Annotated in this window: 20 protein-coding genes; 9 read left to right on the plus strand and 11 right to left on the minus strand. The window is 68.5% G+C overall.

The window, feature by feature from the left end; all coding sequences use genetic code 11:
* The first annotated feature begins 3 nt into the window (after positions 1-3).
* Positions 4-705 carry a TetR/AcrR family transcriptional regulator gene (locus ACFXKA_RS17000; RefSeq protein ID WP_379427924.1) on the plus strand — a complete coding sequence of 234 codons (702 nt, stop codon included), beginning with the start codon at positions 4-6 and terminating at the stop codon, positions 703-705.
* Here ACFXKA_RS17000 and ACFXKA_RS17005 read toward each other — a convergent pair.
* Positions 695-1,237: a helix-turn-helix domain-containing protein gene (locus ACFXKA_RS17005; protein ID WP_354841428.1), complete on the minus strand. Its 543-nt coding sequence runs from the start codon at positions 1,235-1,237 to the stop codon at positions 695-697. The two genes, ACFXKA_RS17000 and ACFXKA_RS17005, sit on opposite strands and share 11 nt — an antisense overlap.
* A gap of 295 nt (positions 1,238-1,532) precedes the next feature.
* Between ACFXKA_RS17005 and ACFXKA_RS17010 the strand changes: the two genes are divergently transcribed.
* Positions 1,533-3,332, plus strand: a complete 1,800-nt coding sequence (locus ACFXKA_RS17010) for an alkyl/aryl-sulfatase (RefSeq protein ID WP_379427925.1) — start codon at positions 1,533-1,535, stop codon at positions 3,330-3,332.
* 184 nt (positions 3,333-3,516) lie between these two features.
* Here ACFXKA_RS17010 and ACFXKA_RS17015 read toward each other — a convergent pair whose 3' ends face one another.
* Positions 3,517-4,164 (minus strand): TetR/AcrR family transcriptional regulator, encoded by a 648-nt coding sequence (locus ACFXKA_RS17015; RefSeq protein ID WP_379427926.1) that lies wholly within the window; start codon positions 4,162-4,164, stop codon positions 3,517-3,519.
* A gap of 104 nt (positions 4,165-4,268) precedes the next feature.
* Between ACFXKA_RS17015 and ACFXKA_RS17020 the strand changes: the two genes are divergently transcribed.
* Both ACFXKA_RS17020 and ACFXKA_RS17025 read left to right on the plus strand, forming a co-directional pair.
* Positions 4,269-5,519, plus strand: coding sequence for an oxygenase MpaB family protein (locus ACFXKA_RS17020; protein WP_379427927.1), 1,251 nt, complete (start codon positions 4,269-4,271; stop codon positions 5,517-5,519).
* Positions 5,520-5,575: 56 nt separating this feature from the next.
* Positions 5,576-6,547: an NAD(P)H-dependent flavin oxidoreductase gene (locus ACFXKA_RS17025; protein ID WP_379427928.1), complete on the plus strand. Its 972-nt coding sequence runs from the start codon at positions 5,576-5,578 to the stop codon at positions 6,545-6,547.
* 285 nt (positions 6,548-6,832) lie between these two features.
* On the opposite strand, the gene ACFXKA_RS17030 is transcribed toward ACFXKA_RS17025, so the two are convergent.
* Positions 6,833-8,560, minus strand: a complete 1,728-nt coding sequence (locus tag ACFXKA_RS17030) for a GMC oxidoreductase (protein WP_379427929.1) — start codon at positions 8,558-8,560, stop codon at positions 6,833-6,835.
* 231 nt (positions 8,561-8,791) lie between these two features.
* On the opposite strand from ACFXKA_RS17030, the gene ACFXKA_RS17035 reads away from it, so the two are divergent.
* Positions 8,792-9,205: a hypothetical protein gene (locus tag ACFXKA_RS17035; RefSeq protein ID WP_379427930.1), complete on the plus strand. Its 414-nt coding sequence runs from the start codon at positions 8,792-8,794 to the stop codon at positions 9,203-9,205.
* Between the two features lie 4 nt (positions 9,206-9,209).
* Complete coding sequence (locus tag ACFXKA_RS17040) at positions 9,210-10,361, plus strand: YeiH family protein (protein WP_379427931.1); 1,152 nt, start codon at positions 9,210-9,212, stop codon at positions 10,359-10,361.
* 3 nt (positions 10,362-10,364) lie between these two features.
* Here ACFXKA_RS17040 and ACFXKA_RS17045 read toward each other — a convergent pair whose 3' ends face one another.
* Positions 10,365-11,522, minus strand: coding sequence for a lipase family protein (locus ACFXKA_RS17045; protein WP_379427932.1), 1,158 nt, complete (start codon positions 11,520-11,522; stop codon positions 10,365-10,367).
* Between the two features lie 226 nt (positions 11,523-11,748).
* On the opposite strand from ACFXKA_RS17045, the gene ACFXKA_RS17050 reads away from it, so the two are divergent.
* The gene (locus ACFXKA_RS17050; RefSeq protein ID WP_379427933.1) at positions 11,749-12,351 is read left to right on the plus strand and encodes an NADPH-dependent FMN reductase; all 603 of its coding nucleotides are present in this window, start codon (positions 11,749-11,751) and stop codon (positions 12,349-12,351) included.
* 49 nt (positions 12,352-12,400) lie between these two features.
* On the opposite strand, the gene fadD32 is transcribed toward ACFXKA_RS17050, so the two are convergent.
* Both fadD32 and ACFXKA_RS17060 read right to left on the minus strand, forming a co-directional pair.
* Positions 12,401-14,272: a long-chain-fatty-acid--AMP ligase FadD32 gene (fadD32, locus tag ACFXKA_RS17055; RefSeq protein WP_379427992.1), complete on the minus strand. Its 1,872-nt coding sequence runs from the start codon at positions 14,270-14,272 to the stop codon at positions 12,401-12,403.
* Between the two features lie 167 nt (positions 14,273-14,439).
* Positions 14,440-15,684 carry a KasA/KasB family beta-ketoacyl-ACP synthase gene (locus ACFXKA_RS17060; protein ID WP_379427934.1) on the minus strand — a complete coding sequence of 415 codons (1,245 nt, stop codon included), beginning with the start codon at positions 15,682-15,684 and terminating at the stop codon, positions 14,440-14,442.
* A gap of 302 nt (positions 15,685-15,986) precedes the next feature.
* Here ACFXKA_RS17060 and ACFXKA_RS17065 point away from each other — a divergent pair, with 302 nt between their 5' ends.
* Positions 15,987-16,985, plus strand: coding sequence for an acyl-ACP desaturase (locus tag ACFXKA_RS17065; protein ID WP_379427935.1), 999 nt, complete (start codon positions 15,987-15,989; stop codon positions 16,983-16,985).
* Between the two features lie 59 nt (positions 16,986-17,044).
* Here the strand turns inward: ACFXKA_RS17065 and ACFXKA_RS17070 are convergent, their stop codons facing one another.
* The 5 genes from ACFXKA_RS17070 to ACFXKA_RS17090 form a co-directional block, all read right to left on the minus strand.
* The gene (locus tag ACFXKA_RS17070; protein ID WP_379427936.1) at positions 17,045-17,200 is read right to left on the minus strand and encodes a hypothetical protein; all 156 of its coding nucleotides are present in this window, start codon (positions 17,198-17,200) and stop codon (positions 17,045-17,047) included.
* A gap of 113 nt (positions 17,201-17,313) precedes the next feature.
* Complete coding sequence (locus tag ACFXKA_RS17075) at positions 17,314-18,084, minus strand: winged helix-turn-helix domain-containing protein (RefSeq protein WP_354841394.1); 771 nt, start codon at positions 18,082-18,084, stop codon at positions 17,314-17,316.
* Positions 18,085-18,140: 56 nt separating this feature from the next.
* Positions 18,141-18,974, minus strand: coding sequence for a DUF72 domain-containing protein (locus ACFXKA_RS17080; protein WP_379427937.1), 834 nt, complete (start codon positions 18,972-18,974; stop codon positions 18,141-18,143).
* Between the two features lie 33 nt (positions 18,975-19,007).
* Positions 19,008-20,522, minus strand: a complete 1,515-nt coding sequence (gene glpK, locus ACFXKA_RS17085) for a glycerol kinase GlpK (RefSeq protein ID WP_354841389.1) — start codon at positions 20,520-20,522, stop codon at positions 19,008-19,010.
* Positions 20,523-20,547: 25 nt separating this feature from the next.
* Entirely contained in the window at positions 20,548-21,312 is a 765-nt protein-coding gene (locus tag ACFXKA_RS17090; RefSeq protein ID WP_379427938.1) for an IclR family transcriptional regulator, read from the minus strand.
* A gap of 148 nt (positions 21,313-21,460) precedes the next feature.
* Here ACFXKA_RS17090 and glpK (ACFXKA_RS17095) point away from each other — a divergent pair, with 148 nt between their 5' ends.
* Complete coding sequence (glpK, locus tag ACFXKA_RS17095) at positions 21,461-22,987, plus strand: glycerol kinase GlpK (protein ID WP_379427939.1); 1,527 nt, start codon at positions 21,461-21,463, stop codon at positions 22,985-22,987.
* The last annotated feature ends 26 nt before the right edge of the window (positions 22,988-23,013 follow it).

The following is a 23,013-nucleotide window of genomic DNA, read 5'->3' on the forward strand; positions in this document are numbered from 1 at the left end:
CGCATGGCCTCCCACCCGCGTCACCGCCCGGGCGAGAGGAAGGGCGATGCGCGCTACGACCGCTGGCACTCGCACCGCACCTCGGTCCGGGCCGAACTCATCGAGGCCACCATCCGCGCCATCGACGCCCACGGCCCCGATCTGTCCATCGACGATGTGGTGAAAACCGCTGGTATACCGCGTCCCAAGCTGTATCGCTTCTTCGGCGACAAGGTGGAACTGCTGGCCGCGGTGAGCGGGAGTGTCCAGCGGCTCATCGTCGAGCGGGTCACCCCGCACCTGAACCCCGCCGGACCGGTGCGCGACGGTCTGCGCACCGCCCTGACCGCCTACATCGATCTGGTGGACGAGCGCCCCAACCTGTTTCGCTTCATTGTCAGCTCACATGTGGTCGCGGCCTTCGGCGCGGCCCGCCTGATCGAGGACGGCCGCCCACTGTCCGATACAGTCGCGCACTTCTTCTCCGGCGTGCTGCGCCTGCGCGGCGCGAACGGCGACCACACCCAGTTCGCGGTGGACGCCATGCTCGGCGCGATCGGCCTGGGCGTGCTGCGCTGGCTCAACGAACCCGCCATCACCGCAAAGGAACTCGCCGAGGAACTGACCGCCTTCGCCTGGGGCGCGCTCGCGGCCACCGCCGCCGCCCGCGGCCTCACCCTCGATCCGGACGCACCGCTGCTGCCGCTGCCACAGCTCAGCGAATGAAGCGCTCCACCATCCGCCGCTCGCTGGCGGCATCGGCCAGCGGCCAGGTCAGCAGCGACAGCACCATGCGCACAATCCATTGCGCCGCTTCGTCATCCGGGGCGATCCCGGTCAGCAGGGTGGCGATCCGCCCCAGCTCCGGCGAGCTCGCGAAGGCCCCGTCGCTGCCGCCCGCCCGGGTGCCCGCGAATCCCTTGGCCAGCACCGGATCCGAGCGCACCGCCGCCACCGACGCCAGGATCGCCTCCACGATCCGGCGCGGGCCCTCGTAGCGCCGCACCGCCGCGGCCACCCGCTCCGCCACCGCGATCGCCGATTTGGCCATCACCGCGTCGAACAGCGCGGCCTTGCCGGGAAAGTGCCGATACAGCGTCGCCCGCGAACAGCCGACCGCGCTCGCCACCTCATCCATCCCCACATGGTCGAACCCGCGCGCCTGGAACAGTTCCGACGCGACGCCGACGATCCGGTCCGCGGCGACCGACCGCCGCACGCCACCCGCCAGCCAGTCCACTCGCTGCTCGGTCACCATGCCCACTCCTCATCGATGAAGATCAGGTCTCATCCTGAGATGTGAGTCCGGATTCGTCCAGGGTCAATGCGGCCACCGCGGGCGGACTGCCGGTTATCCGTTGGATAGCCGAATCTCCGCAATCGCACCAAATTCATCCTTGACACCCATGTGCAACAGACCTATCTCAAATTGCTGGAAATTCACCAGTTCTGTGTGAGGCTGGCGAAAGACGTGGCGTGGACAGTGTCCGGGCACGGGTTCTGTAGATGCGCGTACTGGCTCGAGAGCCGGAAGCCCAACAGTGAGGTGGCACATGGCAGCAGCACCCGTTGATCGCACCGATTTCGACAATGCCGAGCGCGGATTCATCGCGCGACTCTCGCCCGCCGTGATTCCGGGGAAGAGCGGCGGCGTGGCCTACGACGCGGACTCCTTCGACTTCCTCGAGGCCGACGGCGCGGCCACCGTCCTGCCGAGCCTGTGGCGGCAGTCCCAGCTCACCGCGATGCACGGGCTCTACGAGGTGTGCGAGGGCGTGTATCAGGTTCGCGGCCTGGATATTTCGAACATGACGCTGATCGAATCGGACAACGGCGTCATCGTGGTCGACCCGCTCGTGAGCGCGGAGACAGCCGCCGCGGCGCTGGCGCTGTACCGCGAGAATCGCGGCGACCGCGCGGTCACCGCGGTGATCTACACCCACCCGCACGCCGATCACTTCGGCGGCGTCCTGGGTGTGGTCGAGCAGGACACCACCGTGCCGATCATCGCGCCCGAGCACTTCATGGAACATGCCATCGCGGAGAACGTGTACGCCGGCACGGCCATGCTGCGCCGCGGCATGTACTACTCCGGCGCGAATCTGACGCGCGACCCGAAGGGGCTGGTCGGCATGGGCCTGGGCCCGGTCGCCTCGGCGGGTGAATTCGGACTGCTCGCACCGACACTCGACATCACCGCCACCGGCCAGGAGGAAGTGGTCGACGGGGTGCGGATCATCTTCCAGATGACGCCCGGCACCGAGGCGCCGGCCGAGATGAACTTCCTGCTGCCCGACCGCAATGCGCTGTGCATGGCCGAGAACGCCTGCCACACCCTGCACAACATCCTCACCCTGCGCGGCGCGCAGGTCCGCGATGCCCGCATGTGGTCGCGGTACATCGCCGAGGCGATCGAGATGTTCATCGACCGCACCGATGTCGTGTTCGCCTCGCACCACTGGCCGACCTGGGGCCGGGACAATATCGTGGAGTTCCTGATCCAGCAGCGCGACACCTACGCCTACCTGCACGACCAGACCGTGCGGCGAATGAACCAGGGCGAGATCGGAACCGAGATCGCCGAGGACTTCCCGCTGGCCCCGGACCTGGCCGTACAGTGGAACAACCGCGGGTACTACGGCTCCGTCAGCCATGACGTGAAGGCCGTCTACCAGCGCTATCTCGGCTGGTACGACGGCAATCCGGCGCACCTGTGGCTGCACCCGCCGCAGGAGCAGGCCACCCGCTACGTACGGCTGCTCGGCGGCGTGGACGCGACCGTCGCCAAGGTGAAGGAGTTCGTGGAGCAGGGCGATCTGCGCTTCGCGGCCGAACTCGGCAGCCACGCGGTCTTCGCCGACCCGTCCCACGCCGAGGCCAAGGAGACCCTGGCGGCGGTGTTCGAGCGGCTCGGCTTCGGCTCCGAGAACGCGACCTGGCGCAACTGTTTCCTCACCGGCGCACAGGAACTCCGCCGGGGCGTCACCGGGACGCTGCTCACCGCCGGCCAGGCGGTGGCCCTTGCCATGAGCATCACGCAGCTGTTCGACACGCTGTCGCTGAACATCGTCGGATCCCAGGCGTGGGACGAGAAGTTCAGCATCGCTTGGCATTTCACGGACAGCGGCGAGGAGTACCGGATGGAGCTGAGCCATGGCGCGCTCATCCACCATCCGGCCACCCGCAAGCGAGATGCCGATCTCGACATCACCCTCACCAAGCCCGGCCTGCTGCAGCTGATGGCGACCGGGAAGTTCGACGGTCTGCAGACCAAGGGCGATACCGGGGTGTGGAAGCGGCTCACCGGCCTGCTCGACAAGGCCGATCCCAATTTCACGATCGTCGTGCCCTGACGCCCGGGAGACCGCCGGGCCGCCTCGACACCCGCCGGGCCGGTCCGGATCCGAGTTGGCCACAACCGAATTCACCATCGAGGATCGCCTGGATCCCGCCGACCCGGTGCCTGGTGGTCAGCGCGGGTGCCGCTGCGCTGCGAACGGCGCGTCTACCGCGGGATCCGGGCCGCCGAAAAGGGCCTCAGCCAGTAGCCATTTCGCGCTGCACGGTGGTGGTGATCTCGGACGCGGTCAGGATCATGGCCACCAGGAAGTCGATGAGCTGGGCACGGTCGATGTCCAGCTCGTCGCGCAGCCACTCGATGAGGATCTCCAGGCCGCCGTGGGCGACCGTGCGGGCGGCGAGCGCGGCGTGCACTCCGGTGACGGCGGCGTCGCCGAGCAGTTCGCGCCCCTGATCGAGCATGACCTGGGCGACCACATCGATGAGTTCGGTACGGCGGCGGCGCAATTCGTCGGTGGTCTGCATGTCGATGGCCAGCCGGCGGCGGGCGGGATGATCGGCGATGGCGGTGACGCCGGCCTCGATCACGCCCCGCAGGCGGATCCGGGTGTCGGCGGGCGCGGCGGCGATGACACCCATGACCGCGGCGACGACCTCGGCCAGCTGCTCGTCGACCAGTTCGTACAGTAGCCGGTCGGTGTGGCTGTAGGTCTCGTAGAAGTAGCGATCGTTGAGCCCGGCGCGGGCGCACAGCGCGCGCACCTTCAACCCGCCGATACCCTCCTCGGCGATCACCTCCAGCGCGACTTCGCGCAGCCGCTCGCGCCGCTGGTTCCGCCGCTCATCAGCGCTGAGACCGGCGTATCGGCCACGGGGTATGTCCACGGTTCCGCCCTGTCTATTGCCATGTCGCAAGGTTTGGTGAAGACTATCACCAAAGTTTTGGTGACATCCTTCACCAAACTCTGAACGCACCCAGGAGGCACGCGATGACGCGTTCCGAATTGCCCGATCCGGTGATCTTCCGGGAGTTCCCGTTCACTATCGGGGTCAAGATCCTCGCCCCCGGAGATATCCGTCCAACCCCCGAGCAGCACGCCGCCTACCGCAAGTTCACCGAGATGGGCGATCCACTGGCCGACGCCGTGGTCGAGATGTTCCGGCGACTGCCGACCGGGCAGGGCCGGGCCATGTTCGAGACGGCCCTGGAGCGCGGCATCGACGCGGTGCCGGACGCGCCCGCTGAGCTGAAAGCCTTTTTCGCGCACATCGATTCGGTGCCGTTCTGGCTCGACCAGGACAAGATGGACCGGGCCGCGCGGGTCAGCGGCCGGGTCGGGCCGTGGGCGACCAACCTGGCCCTGTCCATGTTCTCGCTCAATGGCGGCTACCTCGCCTCGCGGGCGGGCAAGGTGCTGGTCGGCACCGGCGGGCTCTCGGCCGAGACCATGGCGCCCCGCCGTGTCGTCGAGACCGCGACCTGGTGGATCGACGTGACCGCGCCGGGCGGCCTGGAGCGGTTCGCGCCGGGATTCAAGAACACCGTGCGGGTGCGCATCATGCACGCGCAGGTGCGGGCGGGCATGAACCGGCGGCCGGACTGGGATTACGAGCAGTGGGACCACCCACTCAACCAGTCCCTGACCGCGGGCACGCTGATGTTATTCTCGCTGGCCACCATTGCCGGGTGCAATGCCGTCGGGCTGCGGTTCTCGAAGAAGGAGAAGGCGGCCGTCTATCACCTGTGGCGGTATGTCGGCCACGTGATCGGGCTCGATCCCGAGATCCTGCCGGCCGACGAGACCGACACCTGGCGGCTGCTGTGGCTACAGGCCGACTACGAATTCCTGCCCGACGAGGACTCGCGGCGGCTGTCCAAGGCATTGGTGTCCGCGCTCGGCCCGGTGTACGGGTTCGACGGGCCCGGCCTGCGTTCCCGCGCATTGCGCTGGGCCTTCACCATGTATGCGGTCTCCTACAGCCGAATCCTGCTGGGCAAGACCAACTCCGACTTCCTGGAGATGCCCTACAGCCGGGTCTTTCTCGCGGCGGTGCTGGCCACGGCCGCCGTCAACGGCGTGCTCGAGGTGCCGCGCCGGATCATTCCGGGCGCGACCCGGCTGAGCGAGCGGCTGGGCCGCCGCGCCACCGAGCGCATGATGCGGCGGGCCGCCCTCGTGAACAATCCGGACCGCAGCTACGCCCGCCACGATCGGCTGACCGAAACCCGCGCGGCCTGAGCTTCTTACCGGCGGTAACCTACGCCGGGTAACCCCTTGATGAAGGAATCTGGTCAATGAGCCTGCCGCCCATCCTGTCCGAGCGCCTGCGCCTGCCCGCGGTCGCCTCCCCCATGTTCATCGTGTCCGGGCCCGAGCTGGTGATCGCCCAGTCCAAGGCGGGCATCGTGGGTTCGTTCCCGACGCTGAACGCGCGGCCGCAGTCGCTCTTCAAGGAGTGGCTGGTGCGGATCAACGAGGAGCTCGCCAAGCACGACGCCGACAATCCGGAGCAGCCGTCGGCGCCGTACGCCGTGAACCTGATCGTGCACAAGAGCAATGACCGGCTGGAGGAGGATCTGGCCACGGTCGTCGAGCACCGGGTGCCGATCGTCATCACCTCGCTGGGCGCGCGGCCCGATGTCAATGAGGCCGTGCACTCCTACGGCGGCATCGTGCTGCACGACATCATCAACAATGTGTTCGCGCACAAGGCCGTCGAACGCGGCGCGGACGGCCTGATCGCGGTGGCGGCGGGCGCGGGCGGGCACGCCGGGCCCCAGTCCCCCTTCGCGCTGACCCAGGAGATCCGGTCCTGGTTCGACGGCCCGCTGCTGCTGTCGGGGTCCATCGCGCACGGCCGCTCCATCCTGGCCGCGCAGGCCGCGGGCGCGGACCTGGCCTACATAGGCTCGGCCTTCATCGCCACCGACGAGGCCAATGCGGTGCCCGGCTACAAGCAGATGGTCGTCGACTCCGGCGCGGGCGACATCGTCTACTCCAACCTCTTCACCGGCGTCCACGGCAACTACCTGCGCGGCAGCATCACCGCCGCCGGCATGGACCCCGACAACCTGGGCCAGTCCGACCCGTCCGCCATGGATTTCGGCACCGGCGAATCGGATACGCCCGGCGCCACGCCGTGGAAGGACATCTGGGGCTCCGGCCAGGGCATCGGCGCCGTCGACGCCATCCGCCCGGCCGCCGATGTCGTCGAACGCCTCATCCGCGAATACGACGAGGCCAAGGCTCGCCTGCTGACGCTCTGACCGAACCCGCTCCACCGCCGCGAAAGGGCGGGCGCACCCGCGCCCGCCCTTTCCCCGTTGCGGCTCAACGACTTTCCCGGGTGCCGCGCCGAGCGTCGAGGCGCGGTATCGGCCGACGCCACGATGGCGAAAGCCGGGCCGCGGGGCGACGGGGCGGCCGCCGCCCCGCCGGGCTTCCGGATCCTCTCGCGATCCGGAGTCGGTCCCCGCAGACCGTCGCGGGGTTTACCGTGGGCCGCTGATTGCGGCCCGGTCAGGTCTCGGCCGCCGAATCGGACGGTCGGGTCAGTTGTTCGCGTGCGTCTTCGATCCCTCGTTGAAGCCGACCAGCGGGAGCCGCAGGGCGGCCGGGGCGGTGGGTGGGACGACCGGGTTGCGGGGCGGAATCGGGGGTATACGGCGGTAGGCCGCACCCACCTCCGGGCGGGGGTCGGGCTCACCCTTGTTGGGCCACAACGAGAGTGCGCGTTCGGCCTGGGCGGTGATGGTGAGCGACGGGTTGACGCCGAGGTTGGCCGAGATGGTGGAGCCGTCGATGACGTGCAGGCCCGGGTGACCGTAGAGCCGGTGGTAGGCATCGACGACGCCGGTGGCGGGCGAGTCGCCGATGGCGCAGCCGCCCAGGAAATGTCCGGTCATGGGGATCTTCAGAATGCTGGAGCCGGCCCCGATGGGGATGCCGTCGATGGCGTCCGCCACCCGGCGGGCGACCTCGTGCCCGGTGGGGACCCAGGTCGGATTGGGCTGGCCCTCACCCTGTTTGGTGGTCATGCGGCGGCCGAACAGCCCACGCTTGGTGTAGGTGGTGATGGAGTTGTCCACCGACTGCATGACCAGCAGACCGATGGTGCGCTCGGACCAGTGCCGCGAATTGTGCACCCGGACCGCGTCGCGAGGCCGACGGCGAGCCGCTCGCAACCAGAGCCGCCAGCGCGGGGTATCGCCCTGATCATCGACCATCAGAGTGCTCATCACGCCGAAAGCATTGCTGCCCTTGCCATAGCGCACCGGCTCCACATGGGTGTCGTGGTCGGGGTGGATCGAGGACGTGATCGCCACGCCCTTGGTGTAGTCCGCGTGCCCGTCACGGCTGCGCACGCCGAGCAATTCCTCGGAATTGGTGCGTGACAGATAGCCGAGCCGGTCGGAGATCCCGGTGAGCGAGCCCTTGTCCCGCAGCCGGTGCAGCAGCCGCTGGGTCCCGAGCGAGGCGGCGGCGAAGATCACCTGCCCGGCCGTGAATTCGCGACGCCGCTTGCGGACCACGCGTCCGGTACGGACGGTCTCCACCGCGTAGCCGCCGCCGCTCAGCGGTCGCACATCGGTGACCGTGGTGAGCGGATGCACTGCGGCACCGGCCTTTTCGGCCAGGTACAGGTAATTCTTGACCAGCGTGTTCTTGGCATTGTGCCGGCAGCCCGTCATGCATTCACCGCAGTGGGTGCAGGTGCGCCGGTCCGGCCCGGCGCCGCCGAAGAACGGGTCCGGCACGTCCTCGCCGGGGCGGCGGCCGGGTCCGCCGAAGAAGACGCCGACCGGGGTGGGCTGGTAGGTGTCGCCGATTCCCATCCGCTCGGCCACATCCCGCAGCACGCGATCCGCCGGGGTGGTCGCCGGATTGGCCGTCACGCCCAGCATGCGCTTGGCCTGGTCGTAGTGCGGGGCGAGCTCGTCCTTCCAGTCCGTGATATGACCCCACTGCCGGTCCGCGTAGAACTTGTCCGGCGGCTCGTAGAGGGTGTTGGCATAGACCAGCGAGCCGCCGCCGACACCGGCACCCGCCATCACGAAGGTGTCGTTCAGCAGCGCCAGCCGCTGAATTCCGAAGCAGCCCAGGGCCGGGGCCCACAGGTATTGCCGCAGCCGCCACGAGGTCTTCGCGAACTCGTGGTCCTCGAAGCGGCGGCCGGCCTCCAGCACGCCGACGCGGTACCCCTTCTCGGTCAGCCGCAAGGCGCTCACGCTGCCGCCGAAGCCGGAACCGATGACGAGGACGTCGTAGTCGAATCGCATTGCTACTCCTGGGATGCTGCGTGGGCGACCGGGGTGAGCCGGTAGTCGGCGGGGTTCAGGCGGCGGGTCGCGCGGCGGTATCCGGTGACGGTGCCCGGCCAGTTGTTGGTGATGCGCCCTCACCTCGATGTGCTCGAGTCCGACGCTACGACCTGCGCATATCCCGCCATGAAAGAGCGGCGGCCACAAAATCAACACTTTCGGCCATAATCGGTCCATGAGCACCGGGTGATGAGCGACCTACTGCAAGGCCGCAGCGCCCGCACCGGCATCGCCGCCGAGGTCCGCGACCTGCTGCTCCCCGGTTCCGGCGCAACGGGTTTCGCCGCGCCACCCACCCTGGACGGGGTCGCCCGCGACCTCAACGACCGAGCTGGAATCAGGCCGATTCCAACGCTGTCCGAAAGCCTCCGGGCACCCCATAGTGCAGACCTGCCGTACTGCGCTTTCTCGACCTGGAGGCCCCTGGTGAACAGTCCCGATCCCGCGCCGGAGACATCCGCCGCCCGGCCGTCGTGGCCCGACGCCCTCGGGCGCCGTGTCGATTTCAAGATCCAGGTCGGTGCCGACTGGTGGTCGGTGATCGTCTCGGGCGTGGTGACCGTGCTCGCCGTGTTCGGCGTGCTGCCGAAGATTCCGTGGTGACGCCGTGAGTGACACTGCCGTGAATTTCGGGGAGAACGCCGAAACCGACTCCGGGGCAACCGACTTCGACGAGAGCTCGGGTCCGCTCACCGTTGCCCGCCTGCTCGGCTACCTCCCGGGCATCCTGCTGCTCATCGCGGTCGGCGTGCTCGGCAAGTACGCGCAGATCTGGTGGAACGCCGCCGCCAAGCACCAGCACTGGACCGTCCCCGATATCGAATATGTGCTGTGGGCCATCCTGATCGGCCTGCTCATCACCAATACCGTTGGCCTGCACCCGATCTTCCGGCCCGGTGTCGGCACCTACGAGTTCTGGCTCAAGGTCGGCATCGTGGCGCTCGGCTCGCGCTTCGTGCTCGGTGATGTGGCGAAGCTGGGCGGTACCAGTTTCATTCAGATCCTGGTCGACATGACCGTCTCGGGCGCGATCATCCTGGCGGTGGCGCGTTGGCTGGGTCTGTCCGGCAAGCTCGGGTCGCTGCTGGCCATCGGCACCGCCATCTGCGGGGTGTCGGCCATCATCGCGGGCAAGGGCGCGATCCGGGCCCGCAATTCCGATGTCGGCTATGCCATCGCGGCCATTCTCGCGCTGGGCGCGGTCGCGCTGTTCGCGCTGCCGCCGCTCGGGCACGCCATCGGGCTCAGCGATCACGAGTTCGGGCTGTGGGCGGGCCTGGCCGTGGACAACACCGCCGAGACTACCGCCACCGGCTATCTGTTCTCCGACGAGGCGGGCAAGATCGCGGTACTGGTGAAGTCCACCCGCAATGCCCTCATCGGTTTCGTGGTGCTGGGCTTCGCGGCCTACTGGGCGGCGCGCGGCGAGGCCGACGCCATCGCGCCCGGGCTGCGGGCGAAGGCGGTGTTCGTGTGGTCCAAGTTCCCGAAGTTCGTGCTGGGCTTCCTGGCCGTGTCCGCGGTGGCGACCTTCCACTGGCTGAGCAAGCAGCAGGTCACCAACCTGGCCAATGTGTCCCGCTGGGCCTTCCTGCTCACCTTCGCGGGCGTCGGGCTCAATACCAATATTCGCGAGCTGGCCCGCACAGGTTGGCGGCCGCTGGTGGTCGCCGTGGTCGGCCTGGTAACCGTCGCGGTGGTCTCGCTCGGGCTGGTGCTGTTCACCGCGCGCGTCCTGCATTGGGGTGTCGCGGGGTGAGATTCACGCCCCACGGAGCAGCACCGGAGCGTCGGCCTCCTCGGTGAAACGCTCGGAGAGGAACCGCATGGCCGGTCCGGCGAAGGCCATTGCGCCGCCGATGTGTTCACGTCCCCGCATGGTGTGCATGGTGACGTCCGCGCCCAGCGCCTCCCACTCCTCCGCGAGGCGCACGGCCTGCGGATACGGGATGACCTGTTCGCTGGTGCCGCCGGCCACCAGAACCGGTGTGGCGGGCGCGATTCCGCCCAGCCGGTTCTCCAGCAGCCGGGCCTTGACCTCGGGCACGTCGAACGGGGGCCGGTGGCAGAAAGTCGAGACCCTCGTGGGCACGACCAGACCCGCACCGATCCCGAGCACGGCCGCGGCGGCGACATGGGTGTGGCGGAACAGCGCGGCCAGGGCGCGGCCCTGCGGCTTGAGGTGCTGCAGCACATTCAGTTCCGGATAGGCGGCCTCGATGCCGAGCACACCGTAGAAGAGCAGGAAGGCATAGGGCGTGCCGTCCAGGAACTTCACCATGTCGACCATGTCGGCCGGCGCCGAGCCCACCACGCCGCCGGCGAGCGGCAGGTCAGGGGCATAGTCGGGCTGCAACTGCAGCGCCCAGCCCGCGGCATTGCCACCCTCGGAGTAGCCGTAGACGCCCAGCGGGCCGTCGGGATCCAGGTCCGCCTCGGGCAGCCGGCGCGCGGCGCGCATGCTGTCCAGGACAGCCGGGCCCAGGGCGCGGCCCATGACGTACGGGTGCAGACCCGGAGTGCCCAGGCCCGGATAGTCGGTGATGGCGAGCGCCCAGCCGCGGCGCAGGGCGGCGCGGAGGAAGACCGATTCGTACTCCAGTCCGAACCGCAGCTGCCAGGACGCGGCGGCAACCGTGCCCGCCAGGCCCTGTGTGCCGACGGCGTACCCGACCAGCGGGCGCGAGCCTGATCCGCGCCACGGCGAATTGGGCACCAGCACGGTTCCGCTGACCTGCGTCGGAGCCCCGGTGGCGGTGGTCGATGTGTACTTGATGCGCCAGGCGCGAGCAGGCAGCGGAACCCCGGGCAGCATCCGTGCGGTCATCGGTTCGGCGGCCAGCAGCCTGCCGGGTTCGAACGCACCGGGATATCCGGCACCGACCGCCGCCTCGTCGAGGCGGTTGGTGTTCGCAGTCATCGTTGCCTGCCCTTCTTGCACACACTCGCGTTATGCAGTTGTCGTACAACCGGACCTGAGGGGCGGCGTCAGCTGTCCCGGACAGTTCGGTCGAACGGAACCATACCCACTATGAGAGATAGCGACACCTTTTGTCACAACAACTCCCATTCGGTGGGACGGCGCATAGGAGTCAACGACCCCGTGACCTCGAAATACTCCCGGCCCCAGCCATGTTGGCGCAGTTGTGACTATTCCCCGCATCCTGTTGATTTCGGGCAGCACTCGCGAGGGCTCGACGAACACCGCCGCGCTGCGCTCGATCGCCGCCGACGCCGGGTCCGACTTCGAGGCCGTCCGGTACCAGGGCCTGCTCGACCTGCCCGCTTTCATCCCCGGTGACGAGCCCGAGCCGCCCGTGGTCGAGGCCCTGCACCGGCAGCTCGCCGCGGTCGACGCGGTGCTGTTCTGCACCCCGGAATACGCGGGCATGATCCCGGGCAGCCTGAAGAACCTGCTCGAGTGGACGGTCGGCAATGCCGATCTCAGCGACAAGCCGGTCGCCTACGTGAACGTCGCCTACGAGGGCCGCGGTGAGGCCGCCGTGGCCACCCTGCGCACGGTGCTCGGCTACGTCGGAGCCGAGCTGGTCGAGGCGGCCTGCGGCCGCATCACCGTGCTCCAGAGCGGTATCGGACCGGATGGCCTGGTTGCCGATGCGGATGCCCGCGCCCGCCTGAATACCGCCGCCCGCACCCTGGCCGCGCATGCTGCCCACCCCGCCGAGCAGCTCACCTCGGTACAGCTAGCTCGACAACTGACGCATCCCCTCGACCCGAACGCCGAGTAGCACACCGTCGAGGCCTCCCGGAGGTGTGCCACTCGCCGAGGAAACCCGGTCAATCGGTCTCGTCCGGGAACGCCTGCTGGCGGTGGCCGCCGCGGAGGGTGCCCTCCAGGTAGGCCGCCTTGCAGGCACGGCGGGCGATCTTGCCGCTGGAGGTGCGCGGAATCGAGCCCGCGGGAACCAGCAGCAGGTCCCGCACGGTGACGCCGTGGCGCTTGGCGATGGCCGCCCGCACGGTCTCGGTGATCGGCTCCGGGTCGAGCTTGGCCGCGCCGGTAGCGCGTTCGGCCACGATGACCAGTTGCTCGGAGGCGGGCGCGGCGGTGTCGATCGCGACCACCTCGGCCGGGAGCTGATCCCCCGCGACCGAGAAGGCCGCCACGAAACCCGGGCGCAGGGCGGCGCTGGACTCCTGGGCGGAGTACTCCAGATCCTGCGGATAGTGGTTGCGGCCGTCCACGATCACCAGGTCCTTGACGCGGCCGGTGATGAAGAGCTCGCCGTCGTAGTACGCGCCGAAGTCGCCGGTGCGCATCCAGTTCCCGTCCGCCGCTGCACCTTCCGCGCGGCTCGCGGGCTGCCGGGAGGTGAGCCTGTTGTGGAACGTGGCAAGACTCTCCTCCGGACGGCCCCAGTAACCGCGGCCGATGTTCGCGCCGTGCAACCAGATCTCGCCGACCTCGCCCTCGGCCTTCTCCGCGCCGGTGTCCGGGTCCACGATGGCCGCCCACTGGGACTTCGCCACGTAGCCGCAGGACACCTGGGCCACAGCGTTTTCCGCGTACTCATCGACCTCGACCATCTGCCCGGCATTGAGCCGGGTGCGGTCCACCCAGACCGTGCGGGCCTCGTCCTCGCGCTTGGTGGCGGAGACGAACAGGGTGGCCTCGGCCATGCCGTAGCAGGGTTTGATGGCGGTCTTGGGCAGTCCGTACGGGGCGAAGGCGTCGTTGAACTTCTGCATCGAGGTCACCGACACCGGCTCGCTGCCATTGATCAGGCCGATGACATTGGAGAGGTCCAATTCCTCACCGGCCTTGGGCAATCCGCGGGCCGCGGCGTGCTCGAAGGCGAAATTCGGTGCGGCGGCGAAGATCTCGGCGCCGTCCTCCTGGGCGGCCAGCTCCTTGATCCAGCGGTAGGGCCGGCGCACGAAGGCGCTGGGCGACATGATGGTGATGTACTTGCCGCCGATGGCGGGCAGGATGACCGTCAGCAGCCCCATGTCGTGGAACAACGGCAGCCAGGTGACGCCGCGGGCCTTCTCGGTGATGCCGATGGCATCGACCATCTGCAGCAGGTTGGTGCCGACGGCCCGGTGCGTGATCTCCACGCCGGCCGGGGTGCGGGTGGAGCCGGAGGTGTACTGCAGGTAGGCCACGTCGTCCATCTGTAAATGCGGCCGCACCCAGCTCTCCCCCACGCCGTCCGGGATCGCCTCGACCGCGATGATGCGCGGACGCTGCCGCGCGGGTAGGTGTTTGAAGATCTCGCGCACCCCGGAGGCCGCCTCACCGACCGTCAGGACGGCCGCGGGCATGCAGTTCTCGAGCACGGCGTACAGCCGGTCGGTGTGCCCCTGCTCGTCGGGATCGAACAGCGGTACCGCGATATTGCCCGCGTACACCGCGGCGTACATGGCCACGATGTAGTCGAGTCCCTGCGGCGCCAGGATGGCGACCCGGTCGCCCGGCTGCGTGACCTGCTGTAGTCGGGCGGCTACGGCGCGCAGCCGGATGCCGAAGCGATTCCACGTGATGTCGTGGTACTCGCCGTCGCGTTCGCGTGAATAGTCGATATAGCGGTAGGCGAGCTCGTCCCCGTTGGCCGCGGCGTGCTTGTCGACCAGGTCGACCATGGTCTGGTTGTCAGGGATCTTGATGTTGCCGTGCTCGTCCAGATAGTCATCGAAGGTCTCGCCGATCATTCCCTATCCTTTTTCAACTCACAGTCGTCGGAACTGTGCAGTGACACCGAACAAAGATCGACACGAAAGCCCGAAAGTAGCTGGGGGCTGGGGAACTCTAGCAGGTGCCGGAATCCCGCGTCACCGCCTACGGCCGATGGAGGTACCGCGTACGGCCGGAGCGATCAGTAGCGGCCGAAAGCGATGGCCACGTTGTGCCCGCCGAAGCCGAAGGAGTTGTTCAGGGCGTAGTCGTAGCGACCCGGCCTGGCCTGGCCTTTCACCACATCCAGGTCGATCTCGGGGTCCTGATTCTCCAAATTCAGTGTGGCGGGGATGATTCCGTCCCGCACGCTGAGGACGGTGATGACCGCCTCCAGCGCGCCGACCGCGCCGATGGAATGCCCGAGGGCGGATTTCGGCGCGTACACCGCGGCGTGATTGCCGACGGCTTGCTTGATGGCGTTCGCCTCCGCGGTATCGCCGATCGGCGTGGCGGTGGCGTGCGCATTGATATGCGTGACATCGGATTTGGACAGGCCCGCGTACTCCATGGCGCGGGACATGGCGCGCGCCGCGCCGGTGCCCTCGGGATCGGGGGCGACCAGGTGGAAGCCGTCGGAGGTGACGCCCGCGCCCATGATGCGGGCGTGGATGGTGGCGCCGCGGGCCTTGGCGTGCTCCTCGGTCTCGATGACCATGAGCGCGCCCGCCTCACCGAAAACGAAACCGTCGCGGTCCATGTCGAACGGCCGCGAGGCGCCCTTGGGGTCGTGGTTGCGGGTGCTCAGGGCACGCATCATGGAGAACCCGGCGATCGGCAGCGCCTGGATGGAACCCTCCACACCGCCGGTGACCACCATGTCGGCGTCGCCCATGACGACCATGCGCCAGGCATTGGAGATCGCCTCGGAACCGGACGAACAGGCCGAAACGGGCGTGGACACACCAGCTCTCGCGCCCAGCTCGACCCCGACGCAGGCGGCCGGGCCATTGGGCATCACGCCCTGTACGGTGTGCGGCACCACCTTGCGATAGCCGCCGTTGACCAGCTTGTCGCGGGCGGACATGAGCATCTCCGCGCCGCCGAGACCGGTGCCGATGGAGACGCCGAGGCGATCCTGGTCCACCTCGGGGCTGCCGGCATTGGCCCACACCTCACGGCCCAGCACCACCGCCATCTGCTCGACGTAGGACAGGCGCCGGGCCTCGGCCTTGGTGAGCTGACCGGCGGGCGAGACCTTGAGGTGACCACCGATACGGACCGGTAAGCCGAAGTCGTTGAGGAAGCTGTCCTCGAGGACGTCGATCCCGCTCTCCCCGTTGAGTAGTCCCTTCCACGTCGAGTCGACGTCGCCCGCGATCGAGGTGGTCGCCGCGAGCGCGGTGACAACGACACTGGGGTACTGCCGGCGGTGGGGCGTCTGCATGTTCACTCTCCGTAGCAATGCTTTGGCGAACCAGCGTGCGATCCGCATGGCTTTCAAGGACTTGTTTGGAACTAGCGAGCGGGCCCGGCCGTGAACCCATCGGCGGGGTATGAAGCCAATATTCGGCGAACTGAGCTAGATTATCCGAGGCGGAGCCGATCCGGTTCATTGAGCGACACGCGGGCATCCCTTTCAACTCCACGGATCCCTCTCGCCGCGGCGGCGATCGCCGGATCTCCAGCATTTCTCTCCTAACATCATTCCCCCAGCGACGAAGCCATTTCGAGGGAGGGCACAGGATCGTGGCCAGGAGTCTCACGCAGTTGGAGCTGCTCATCGAGCTGGAACCGATTGCCGAGCAGAACGTGAACCGTCACCTATCGATGGCCAAGGACTGGAACCCGCACGACTATGTGCCTTGGGATCTCGGTCGCAACTTCGCAGCTATGGCGGGTGTGGACTGGGAACCGGAGCAGTCGAAGCTCAGCGAGGTCGCCAAGGCGGCCATGGTGACCAATCTTCTCACTGAGGACAATCTGCCCAGCTATCATCGGGAAATCGCCGAGAACTTCTCCCAGGACGGGGCTTGGGGTACCTGGGTGGGCCGCTGGACGGCCGAGGAGAACCGGCACGGCATCGTGATGCGCGACTATCTGGTGGTCACCCGGGGTGTGGATCCGGTGGCGCTGGAGCAGGCGCGAATGATTCACATGACCGACGGGTACAACCCCGCGCATCTGATCAGGAAGTACTCGGACACCGAGTTCATTCACGCCGATGCCGGATTCATGCATTCCGTCGCTTATGTGACATTTCAGGAATTGGCGACCCGGGTGTCCCACCGCAATACCGGCAGAGTGTGCGACGACCCCGTCGCGGACCGCATGCTGCAGCGGATCGCCGCGGACGAGAACCTGCACATGCTCTTCTACCGCAACATGTGCGCCGCGGCCCTGGACCTCTCGCCCGACCAGGCCATGGATGCCATCACCAATGTCGTGGTGAGCTTCCAGATGCCCGGCCTGGGCATGCCCAACTTCCGCCGCAACGGCGTGCTGATGGCCAAGCACGGCATCTACGATCTGCGCCAGCACCTCGACGAGGTGCTGATCCCCAACCTCAAGCAGTGGAACATCTTCGAGCGCACCGACTTCGGCCCCGCCGGCGACCGGCGCCGCAACGAGCTCGGCGAATTCCTCGACAAGCTCCGCAAGGACGTGGTCCGCTTCGAGGAGCAGCGCGACCGCGCGCTCGCCCGCGAAGCCCAGCGCTCCAGCAAACCCCCGGTCCTCGTGAGCTGAATCATCCGGTGGCATACGGCGGAGCGGGCCGAGCCCGCCCCGCCGTATGCCATCCACATTCAGGAACGGCCCTGCCGCTGCAGGTACAGGCCGACCACGAAGAGCTCGCCGTGGAAGCCGAAGTTCTGCGCCAGGCCGATCATCGCACCGCCGGTGAAACCACGTTCGCGACGAAGCCCCTTGGGCAGCAGCCCTTTACCCGAGCGTGCCGCCACAGATCCCAGCAGCAGACCTGGCGACGCGCCACCACCGTGACCGTCCCGGCGTCGATCGACCCGGAGACGGCGCGCCTGCCGGTGTTCGTGCGGGAGGTGTGCGGCCCGGTCTTTCAGGCGCCGCGTGGAACCACCGTTGCGGGGGCTGGGGCGGCGGTTCCGGCGAGGTCGGAGCTGATGGCGGTCCTGTCGATGCCGGCTGTCCGGTCGAGCGCTGCCCAGCCGGCGGGGGTGAATGCCATTGCGCGGGGGGTGGTTCCGGGGGCGCACCAGTTGTTGTCGAGCATGCGGCGCAGCATCAGCGCGCCGAGGCCGCCGGCCAGGTGGTAGCGGCGTTCGGACCAGTCGAGGCAGACCTTGACCGGTGGGCGGCGGCCGAAATGGCGGAGATCGGTTGGGGTGATGGCCAATTCGTCGAGGAGGGGGTGGGTGTGGTCGGTGGCGGTCCAGTGGCCGCCGATCACGTTCAGCAGGGCGGCGTCGTGCAGGGCGTCGAAGATCGCTACCCCGACGGCTCCGGCGAGATGGTCGTAGCAGGTGCGGGCGAGTTTCAGGTCGCGGTTGGCGCGAGCGCCACGTAGCGAACGGACCGGCTGGACCGGCGAGATCAGGGCCATGGATTCCAGGACCTGGACCACCTCGGGAAGTGCGATGCGGTAGTAGCGGTGGCGGCCCGCCTTCTCGACGGCCAGCCAGCCCTGATCGACCAGCTTGCCCAGGTGCTCGCTGGCGGTCGCGGCCGTGACGCCCGCCGCCCGGGCCAGTTCGCCGGCCGGCTGGGCGCGGCCGTCGGCCAGGACGGTGAGCATGCGGGCCCGGGCCGGGTCGGCCAGGAGGCGGGCGGCTCCGGAGATGTCCACGTCGCCGTCTCTGATCGGTTCCATGGGTCCAGTGTCCCGCCGCCATCCTTCGGCCCGCGCCGAACGGTCCGCGGGTCCGGTCAGAACAGGGTCATGGGGTCGGTGGGGAGGGGGTCCGGCAGGGGTTCCAGGTCGGGGAGGTGGGCACGGACCTCGGCGTGGAAGCGGCGGGCGAGCGTGCGGGCCGAGGCATTGTCGGGCGTGTGGATGAACACCGTCGGGGAGCGGCCTTCGCGCAGCCAGGCGACGGTGGTGTCGATCCAGGGCTGCCAGCCCGCGACGGTGGTGGCGATGTCGTCGCGGCCGTGATAGCGCACGATGGGGTATTCGGTGAGGGCGCGAGCGCGGCGCGGGTTGTTGGGCTTCTTGGAGCGGGCCTCGTACTCGGCCGTGCTGACGGGCGGGCCGTCGAACAGGACGGTCGTGTCGAACGGGATCCACTCCGCACCCGCGGCCGTCAGCACCTGTTCGAGTTGGGCGGTGGCGCGGGGGTTTTCGAAGAAGGCGGGGTGGCGCACCTCGACGGCGCAGCGATAGTGCGACGGCAGGCCGTCGAGCAGCTCGGCGAGGGCGGGCAGATTGGTGAAGGAGGCGGGCAGCTGCACCCACAGCGAGTGCAGGCGGCGGCCCAGCGGTTCGATGGCGTCCAGGAACGCCGCCATCTCGTCGTCGATGCCGGTGAGGCGGCGGTCGTGGGTGATGGTGCGGGGCAGTTTGATCACGAAGCGGAAGTCGGGATCGGTTTGGCGGGCCCAGGATTCGACGGTGCGCCGCTGCGGGACCGCGTAGAAGGTGGTGTTGCCCTCCACCGCATTGCACCAGGAGGAGTACGTGCGCAGGCGTTCTGCCGGGGGTAGCGGCTTCTCCTGCCAGTCCGGGTGTGTCCACATTGCGCAACCGACGTAGAGCCGCATACCTGCCACGTTAGGTCAACGACTTCCGCGTCGTCAGGACACCGGCTTGTTGGGCCGCAGCCAGCCGAAGGTAAGCTGCACGGCCCGCTTCCAGTTGTCGTACTCCTCGGCGCGCAGGTCCGCGTCCATGCGCGGCAGCCACTGCGCCGCGACGCGCCAATTGTGGCGCAGGCCCTCGAGATCCGGCCAGTAACCGACCGCCAGGCCCGCCGCGTAGGCCGCGCCCAGCGACACCGTCTCCGCCACGATCGGACGCATGACCGGTATGTCGAGCACATCGGCGATGATCTGCATGAGCAGGTTGTCCGAGGTCATCCCGCCCGCCACCCGCAGCGCCCCGGCCTGCAGTCCCGAGTCGGCGTTCATGGCCTCCACCACGTCGCGCGTCTGCCAGGCCGTGGCCTCGAGCACCGCACGGGCGATGTGCCCCTTGGTGATGTACGAGGTGAGCCCGATGAGCAGCCCGCGCGCGTCACTGCGCCAGTGCGGCGCGTACAGCCCCGAGAAGGCGGGCACCAGATAGCAGCCGCCATTGTCTTCGACTGTGCCCGCGAGGGTTTCGATCTCCGGCGCACTGGCGATGAGCCCGATGTTGTCCCGCAGCCACTGCACCAGCGAGCCGGTCACCGCGATCGGCCCCTCCAGCGCGTACACCGGTTCCGGCCCCACCTGGTACCCGATGGTGGTGAGCAGTCCGTGCTCGGACCGCACCAGCTCCCGCCCGGTGTTCATGAGCAGGAATCCGCCGGTGCCGTAGGTACATTCGGTCTCGCCGGGCGCGAAGCAGGTCTGCCCGAACAGCGCCGCGTGCTGATCGCCCAGCGCCGCCGCGATCCGCACCCCCGGCAGCACGCGCCGCGCCGTGCCGAATTCACCGGTCGAGGGCTGGATCTCGGGCAGCATGGCCTTGGGAATATCGAAGAACCGCAACAGTTCTCGATCCCATTCCAGGGTGGAGAGGTTCATCAGGAGCGTCCGGCCGGCATTGGAGACATCGGTGACGTGCACCCCGTGATCGGCTCCCCCGGTGAGGTTCCAGATGAGCCAGGTCTCCATGGTCCCGAACAGCACGTCGCCGCGCTCGGCCCGCTCCCGCAGTCCCGGCGTGCGATCCAGCAGCCACCGCAGCCGCGGCGCGGCGAAGTAGGTGGCCAGCGGCAGCCCGCACAGCTCCCGAATCCGTTCCGCCCCGGGCGATTTCCGCAGCCGCTCGACGAGCTCCTCGGTGCGCACGTCCTGCCACACGATGGCCCGCCCGATCGGCGTCCCGGTGTGCCGGTCCCACACCACCGTGGTCTCGCGCTGATTGGCGATCCCGACCGCCGCCACCTGCTCGAGGGTGATCCCCGAATCCCGCAGTGCCGCAGGCACGACGCGCTCCACATTGCGCCAGATCTCGAGCGCGTCCTGCTCCATCCACCCCGGCCGCGGATAGTGCTGCCGGTGCTCGCGCTGCGCCACCCCGGTCAGCCGCGCCCGCTGATCGAAGAGGATGGCCCGGGTGGAAGTGGTGCCCTGGTCGATGGCGAGCACATAGCGTTGCGTCATCCGAGCCTGCTCCTGTCCGGGAAAGTCATTGCGCGCCACCGAGATCCCGGGATACCGCGGCGGCGGCGTCGCGCACCTGGGCGATGGGCGCGGACCGGAACCGCAGCTGCCCGTCGCAGAGCCGGTCGACCGGCCCGGTGATGCCGATGGCACCGACCACCAAACCACCCCGGGAGCGAATCGGCGCGGCGACGCTCGCCTCACCGGAACGATATTCGCCGATATCCCCGGCCCAGCCGGTGCGCCGCACCTCGGAGATGGCCCGCCGCAACTCCGCCGGATCGGTGAGGGTGCGGTGCGTGATCGCGGGCAGCCGGCCGTCGCGCGCCGCGTCGGCGAGCTCCCCGTCATAGGCCAGCAGCACCTTGCCCAGAGCCGTTGCGTGCGGCGGCAATTCCTCTCCGACCGCCAGTTCCTGCTCGGTATTGTCGGGCCGGAAGACGTGGTGGATCACCACCACTCCCCCGTCCACCGGCGCGGCGATCCGCACCGGTTCCCCACTGCGCGCGGCCAGCGCGTCGGCGCGGTTGATGGCCCGGGAGCGCAGTTCATTGGCGTCCAGGTGCCCGGACCCGAGGTCCTGCAGGGCCGGACTCAGCAGGTACTTGCCCGTCACGGGATCCTGATCGACGAATCCCACCCCGTGCAGCGTCCGCAGAATGCCGTGCGCGGTCGGCTTGGCCAGCCCCAGCGCCGCGGCGATCTCCCCCACTCCCATGCGCCCGGACCCGCGCGCGAGCAGCCGTAGCATGGCCGCGGCGCGCTCGATCGACTGAATCGGACCCGGCATGCCCGTAACCTACCAGCTAACCGTTCGGCATTGTCGAACGCACCCTCTGCCATAAGCACGTTCCACTTCGTAACGTGGAGCCCGGGCGACCGGTACCGGTCTCACCAGCGCAAACGGACTCAATGACGAGCTTCCTGGAAGGACCGTGATGACGCAGTACGTCGGAGCCATCGATCAAGGCACGACCTCCACGCGATTCATGGTGTTCGACCACGGCGGCAATGTGGTTGCCCGCCATCAACTCGAACACGAGCAGATTCTCCCGCAGGCCGGCTGGGTGGAGCACAACCCGGACGAGATCTGGGAGCGCACCCGCACCGTCATCAAGAGCGCCCTGGCCGGAGCCGGTCTCACCGCGAGCGACCTGGCCGCCGTCGGCGTCACCAATCAGCGCGAGACCACCATCGTGTGGAACCGCCACACCGGACGCCCCTACTACAACGCCATCGTGTGGCAGGACACGCGCACCGACCGCATCGTGGCCGAGGTGGAGAAGGCCGGCCACGGCGATCTCATTCGCGAACGCGCCGGACTGCCGCCCGCGCCGTATTTCTCCGGCGGCAAGCTGAGGTGGATCCTCGACAATGTCCCCGGCGTGCGGGCGGACGCGGAGAACGGCGACGCCCTCTTCGGCACCTCCGACAGCTGGATCATCTGGAACCTCACCGGCGGCGTCCACGGTGGTGTGCACGTCACCGACCCGACCAATGCGTCACGCACCATGCTCATGGACCTCGAAACCCTGGACTGGGACGACGAATTGCTCGCCGTGTTCGGGGTGCCGCGCGCCATGCTGCCGCGCATCGCACCCTCGTCGAATCCCGCGGGCTTCGGCACCACCTACCCCGGCGGCCCGTTCAAGGGCGCGGTGCGGATCGCCGGCGTGCTCGGCGACCAGCAGGCCGCCACCGTCGGCCAGGTCTGCTTCCGGCCGGGCGAGGCCAAGAACACCTACGGCACAGGGAATTTCCTGATGCTGAACACCGGCACCGAGATCGTGCACTCCGAGCACGGCCTGCTGACCACGGTCGCCTATCAGTTCGGCGACGACAAGCCGGTGTACGCGCTGGAGGGCTCGATCGCCGTCACCGGCTCGGCCGTGCAGTGGCTGCGCGACCAGCTGGGCATCATCTCTGGCGCGGAAAGGGTTGAGGCCCTTGCCCGTCAGGTGCCCGACAATGGCGGCGTCTACTTCGTGCCCGCCTTCTCCGGACTGTTCGCACCCTACTGGCGCCCGGATGCCCGCGGGGCGATCGTGGGCCTGTCCCGCTTCAGCAACAACGCCCACATCGCCAGGGCCACGCTGGAATCCATCTGCTACCAGACCCGCGACGTGGTCGAGGCCATGCAGCAGGACTCCGGGGTGCGGCTCGACACCCTGCGCGTCGACGGCGGCGTCACCACCAATGAACTCGCCATGCAGATCCAGGCCGACTTCCTCGGCGTGCCGGTCTCCCGGCCGGTGGTCGCCGAGACCACCGCGCTCGGCGCCGCCTACGCCGCCGGTCTCGCGGTCGGATTCTGGCGTAGCACAGACGAACTCGTCGCCAACTGGCACGAGGACAAGAACTGGCAGCCCACCATGACCGAGGAGCAGCGGCAGCGCGGCTATGCGCGCTGGGTCAAGGCCGTCTCGCGCACCCTCGACTGGGTCGACCTCGACGACGAGGACTGACCGGTGCCCCACAAACTTCGAAACGC

It is taken from the genome of Nocardia sp. NPDC059228 (assembly GCF_042754245.1).
In the GTDB taxonomy this organism is placed as follows: Bacteria; Actinomycetota; Actinomycetes; order Mycobacteriales; family Mycobacteriaceae; genus Nocardia.

Bases quoted from the DNA above. Each gene is read 5' to 3' on its own strand.
- ACFXKA_RS17075 (WP_354841394.1), bottom strand. From the start codon at position 18,084: ATGGAACCGATCAGAGACGGCGACGTGGACATCTCCGGAGCCGCCCGC.
- ACFXKA_RS17030 (WP_379427929.1), bottom strand. From the start codon at position 8,560: ATGCGATTCGACTACGACGTCCTCGTCATCGGTTCCGGCTTCGGCGGC.
- ACFXKA_RS17010 (WP_379427925.1), top strand. From the start codon at position 1,533: ATGGCAGCAGCACCCGTTGATCGCACCGATTTCGACAATGCCGAGCGC.
- ACFXKA_RS17020 (WP_379427927.1), top strand. From the start codon at position 4,269: ATGACGCGTTCCGAATTGCCCGATCCGGTGATCTTCCGGGAGTTCCCG.
- glpK (WP_379427939.1), top strand. From the start codon at position 21,461: ATGACGCAGTACGTCGGAGCCATCGATCAAGGCACGACCTCCACGCGA.
- ACFXKA_RS17060 (WP_379427934.1), bottom strand. From the start codon at position 15,684: ATGCAGACGCCCCACCGCCGGCAGTACCCCAGTGTCGTTGTCACCGCG.
- glpK (WP_354841389.1), bottom strand. From the start codon at position 20,522: ATGACGCAACGCTATGTGCTCGCCATCGACCAGGGCACCACTTCCACC.
- ACFXKA_RS17000 (WP_379427924.1), top strand. From the start codon at position 4: ATGGCCTCCCACCCGCGTCACCGCCCGGGCGAGAGGAAGGGCGATGCG.
- ACFXKA_RS17005 (WP_354841428.1), bottom strand. From the start codon at position 1,237: ATGGTGACCGAGCAGCGAGTGGACTGGCTGGCGGGTGGCGTGCGGCGG.
- ACFXKA_RS17035 (WP_379427930.1), top strand. From the start codon at position 8,792: ATGAGCGACCTACTGCAAGGCCGCAGCGCCCGCACCGGCATCGCCGCC.
- ACFXKA_RS17045 (WP_379427932.1), bottom strand. From the start codon at position 11,522: ATGACTGCGAACACCAACCGCCTCGACGAGGCGGCGGTCGGTGCCGGA.
- ACFXKA_RS17090 (WP_379427938.1), bottom strand. From the start codon at position 21,312: ATGCCGGGTCCGATTCAGTCGATCGAGCGCGCCGCGGCCATGCTACGG.
- ACFXKA_RS17080 (WP_379427937.1), bottom strand. From the start codon at position 18,974: ATGCGGCTCTACGTCGGTTGCGCAATGTGGACACACCCGGACTGGCAG.
- ACFXKA_RS17025 (WP_379427928.1), top strand. From the start codon at position 5,576: ATGAGCCTGCCGCCCATCCTGTCCGAGCGCCTGCGCCTGCCCGCGGTC.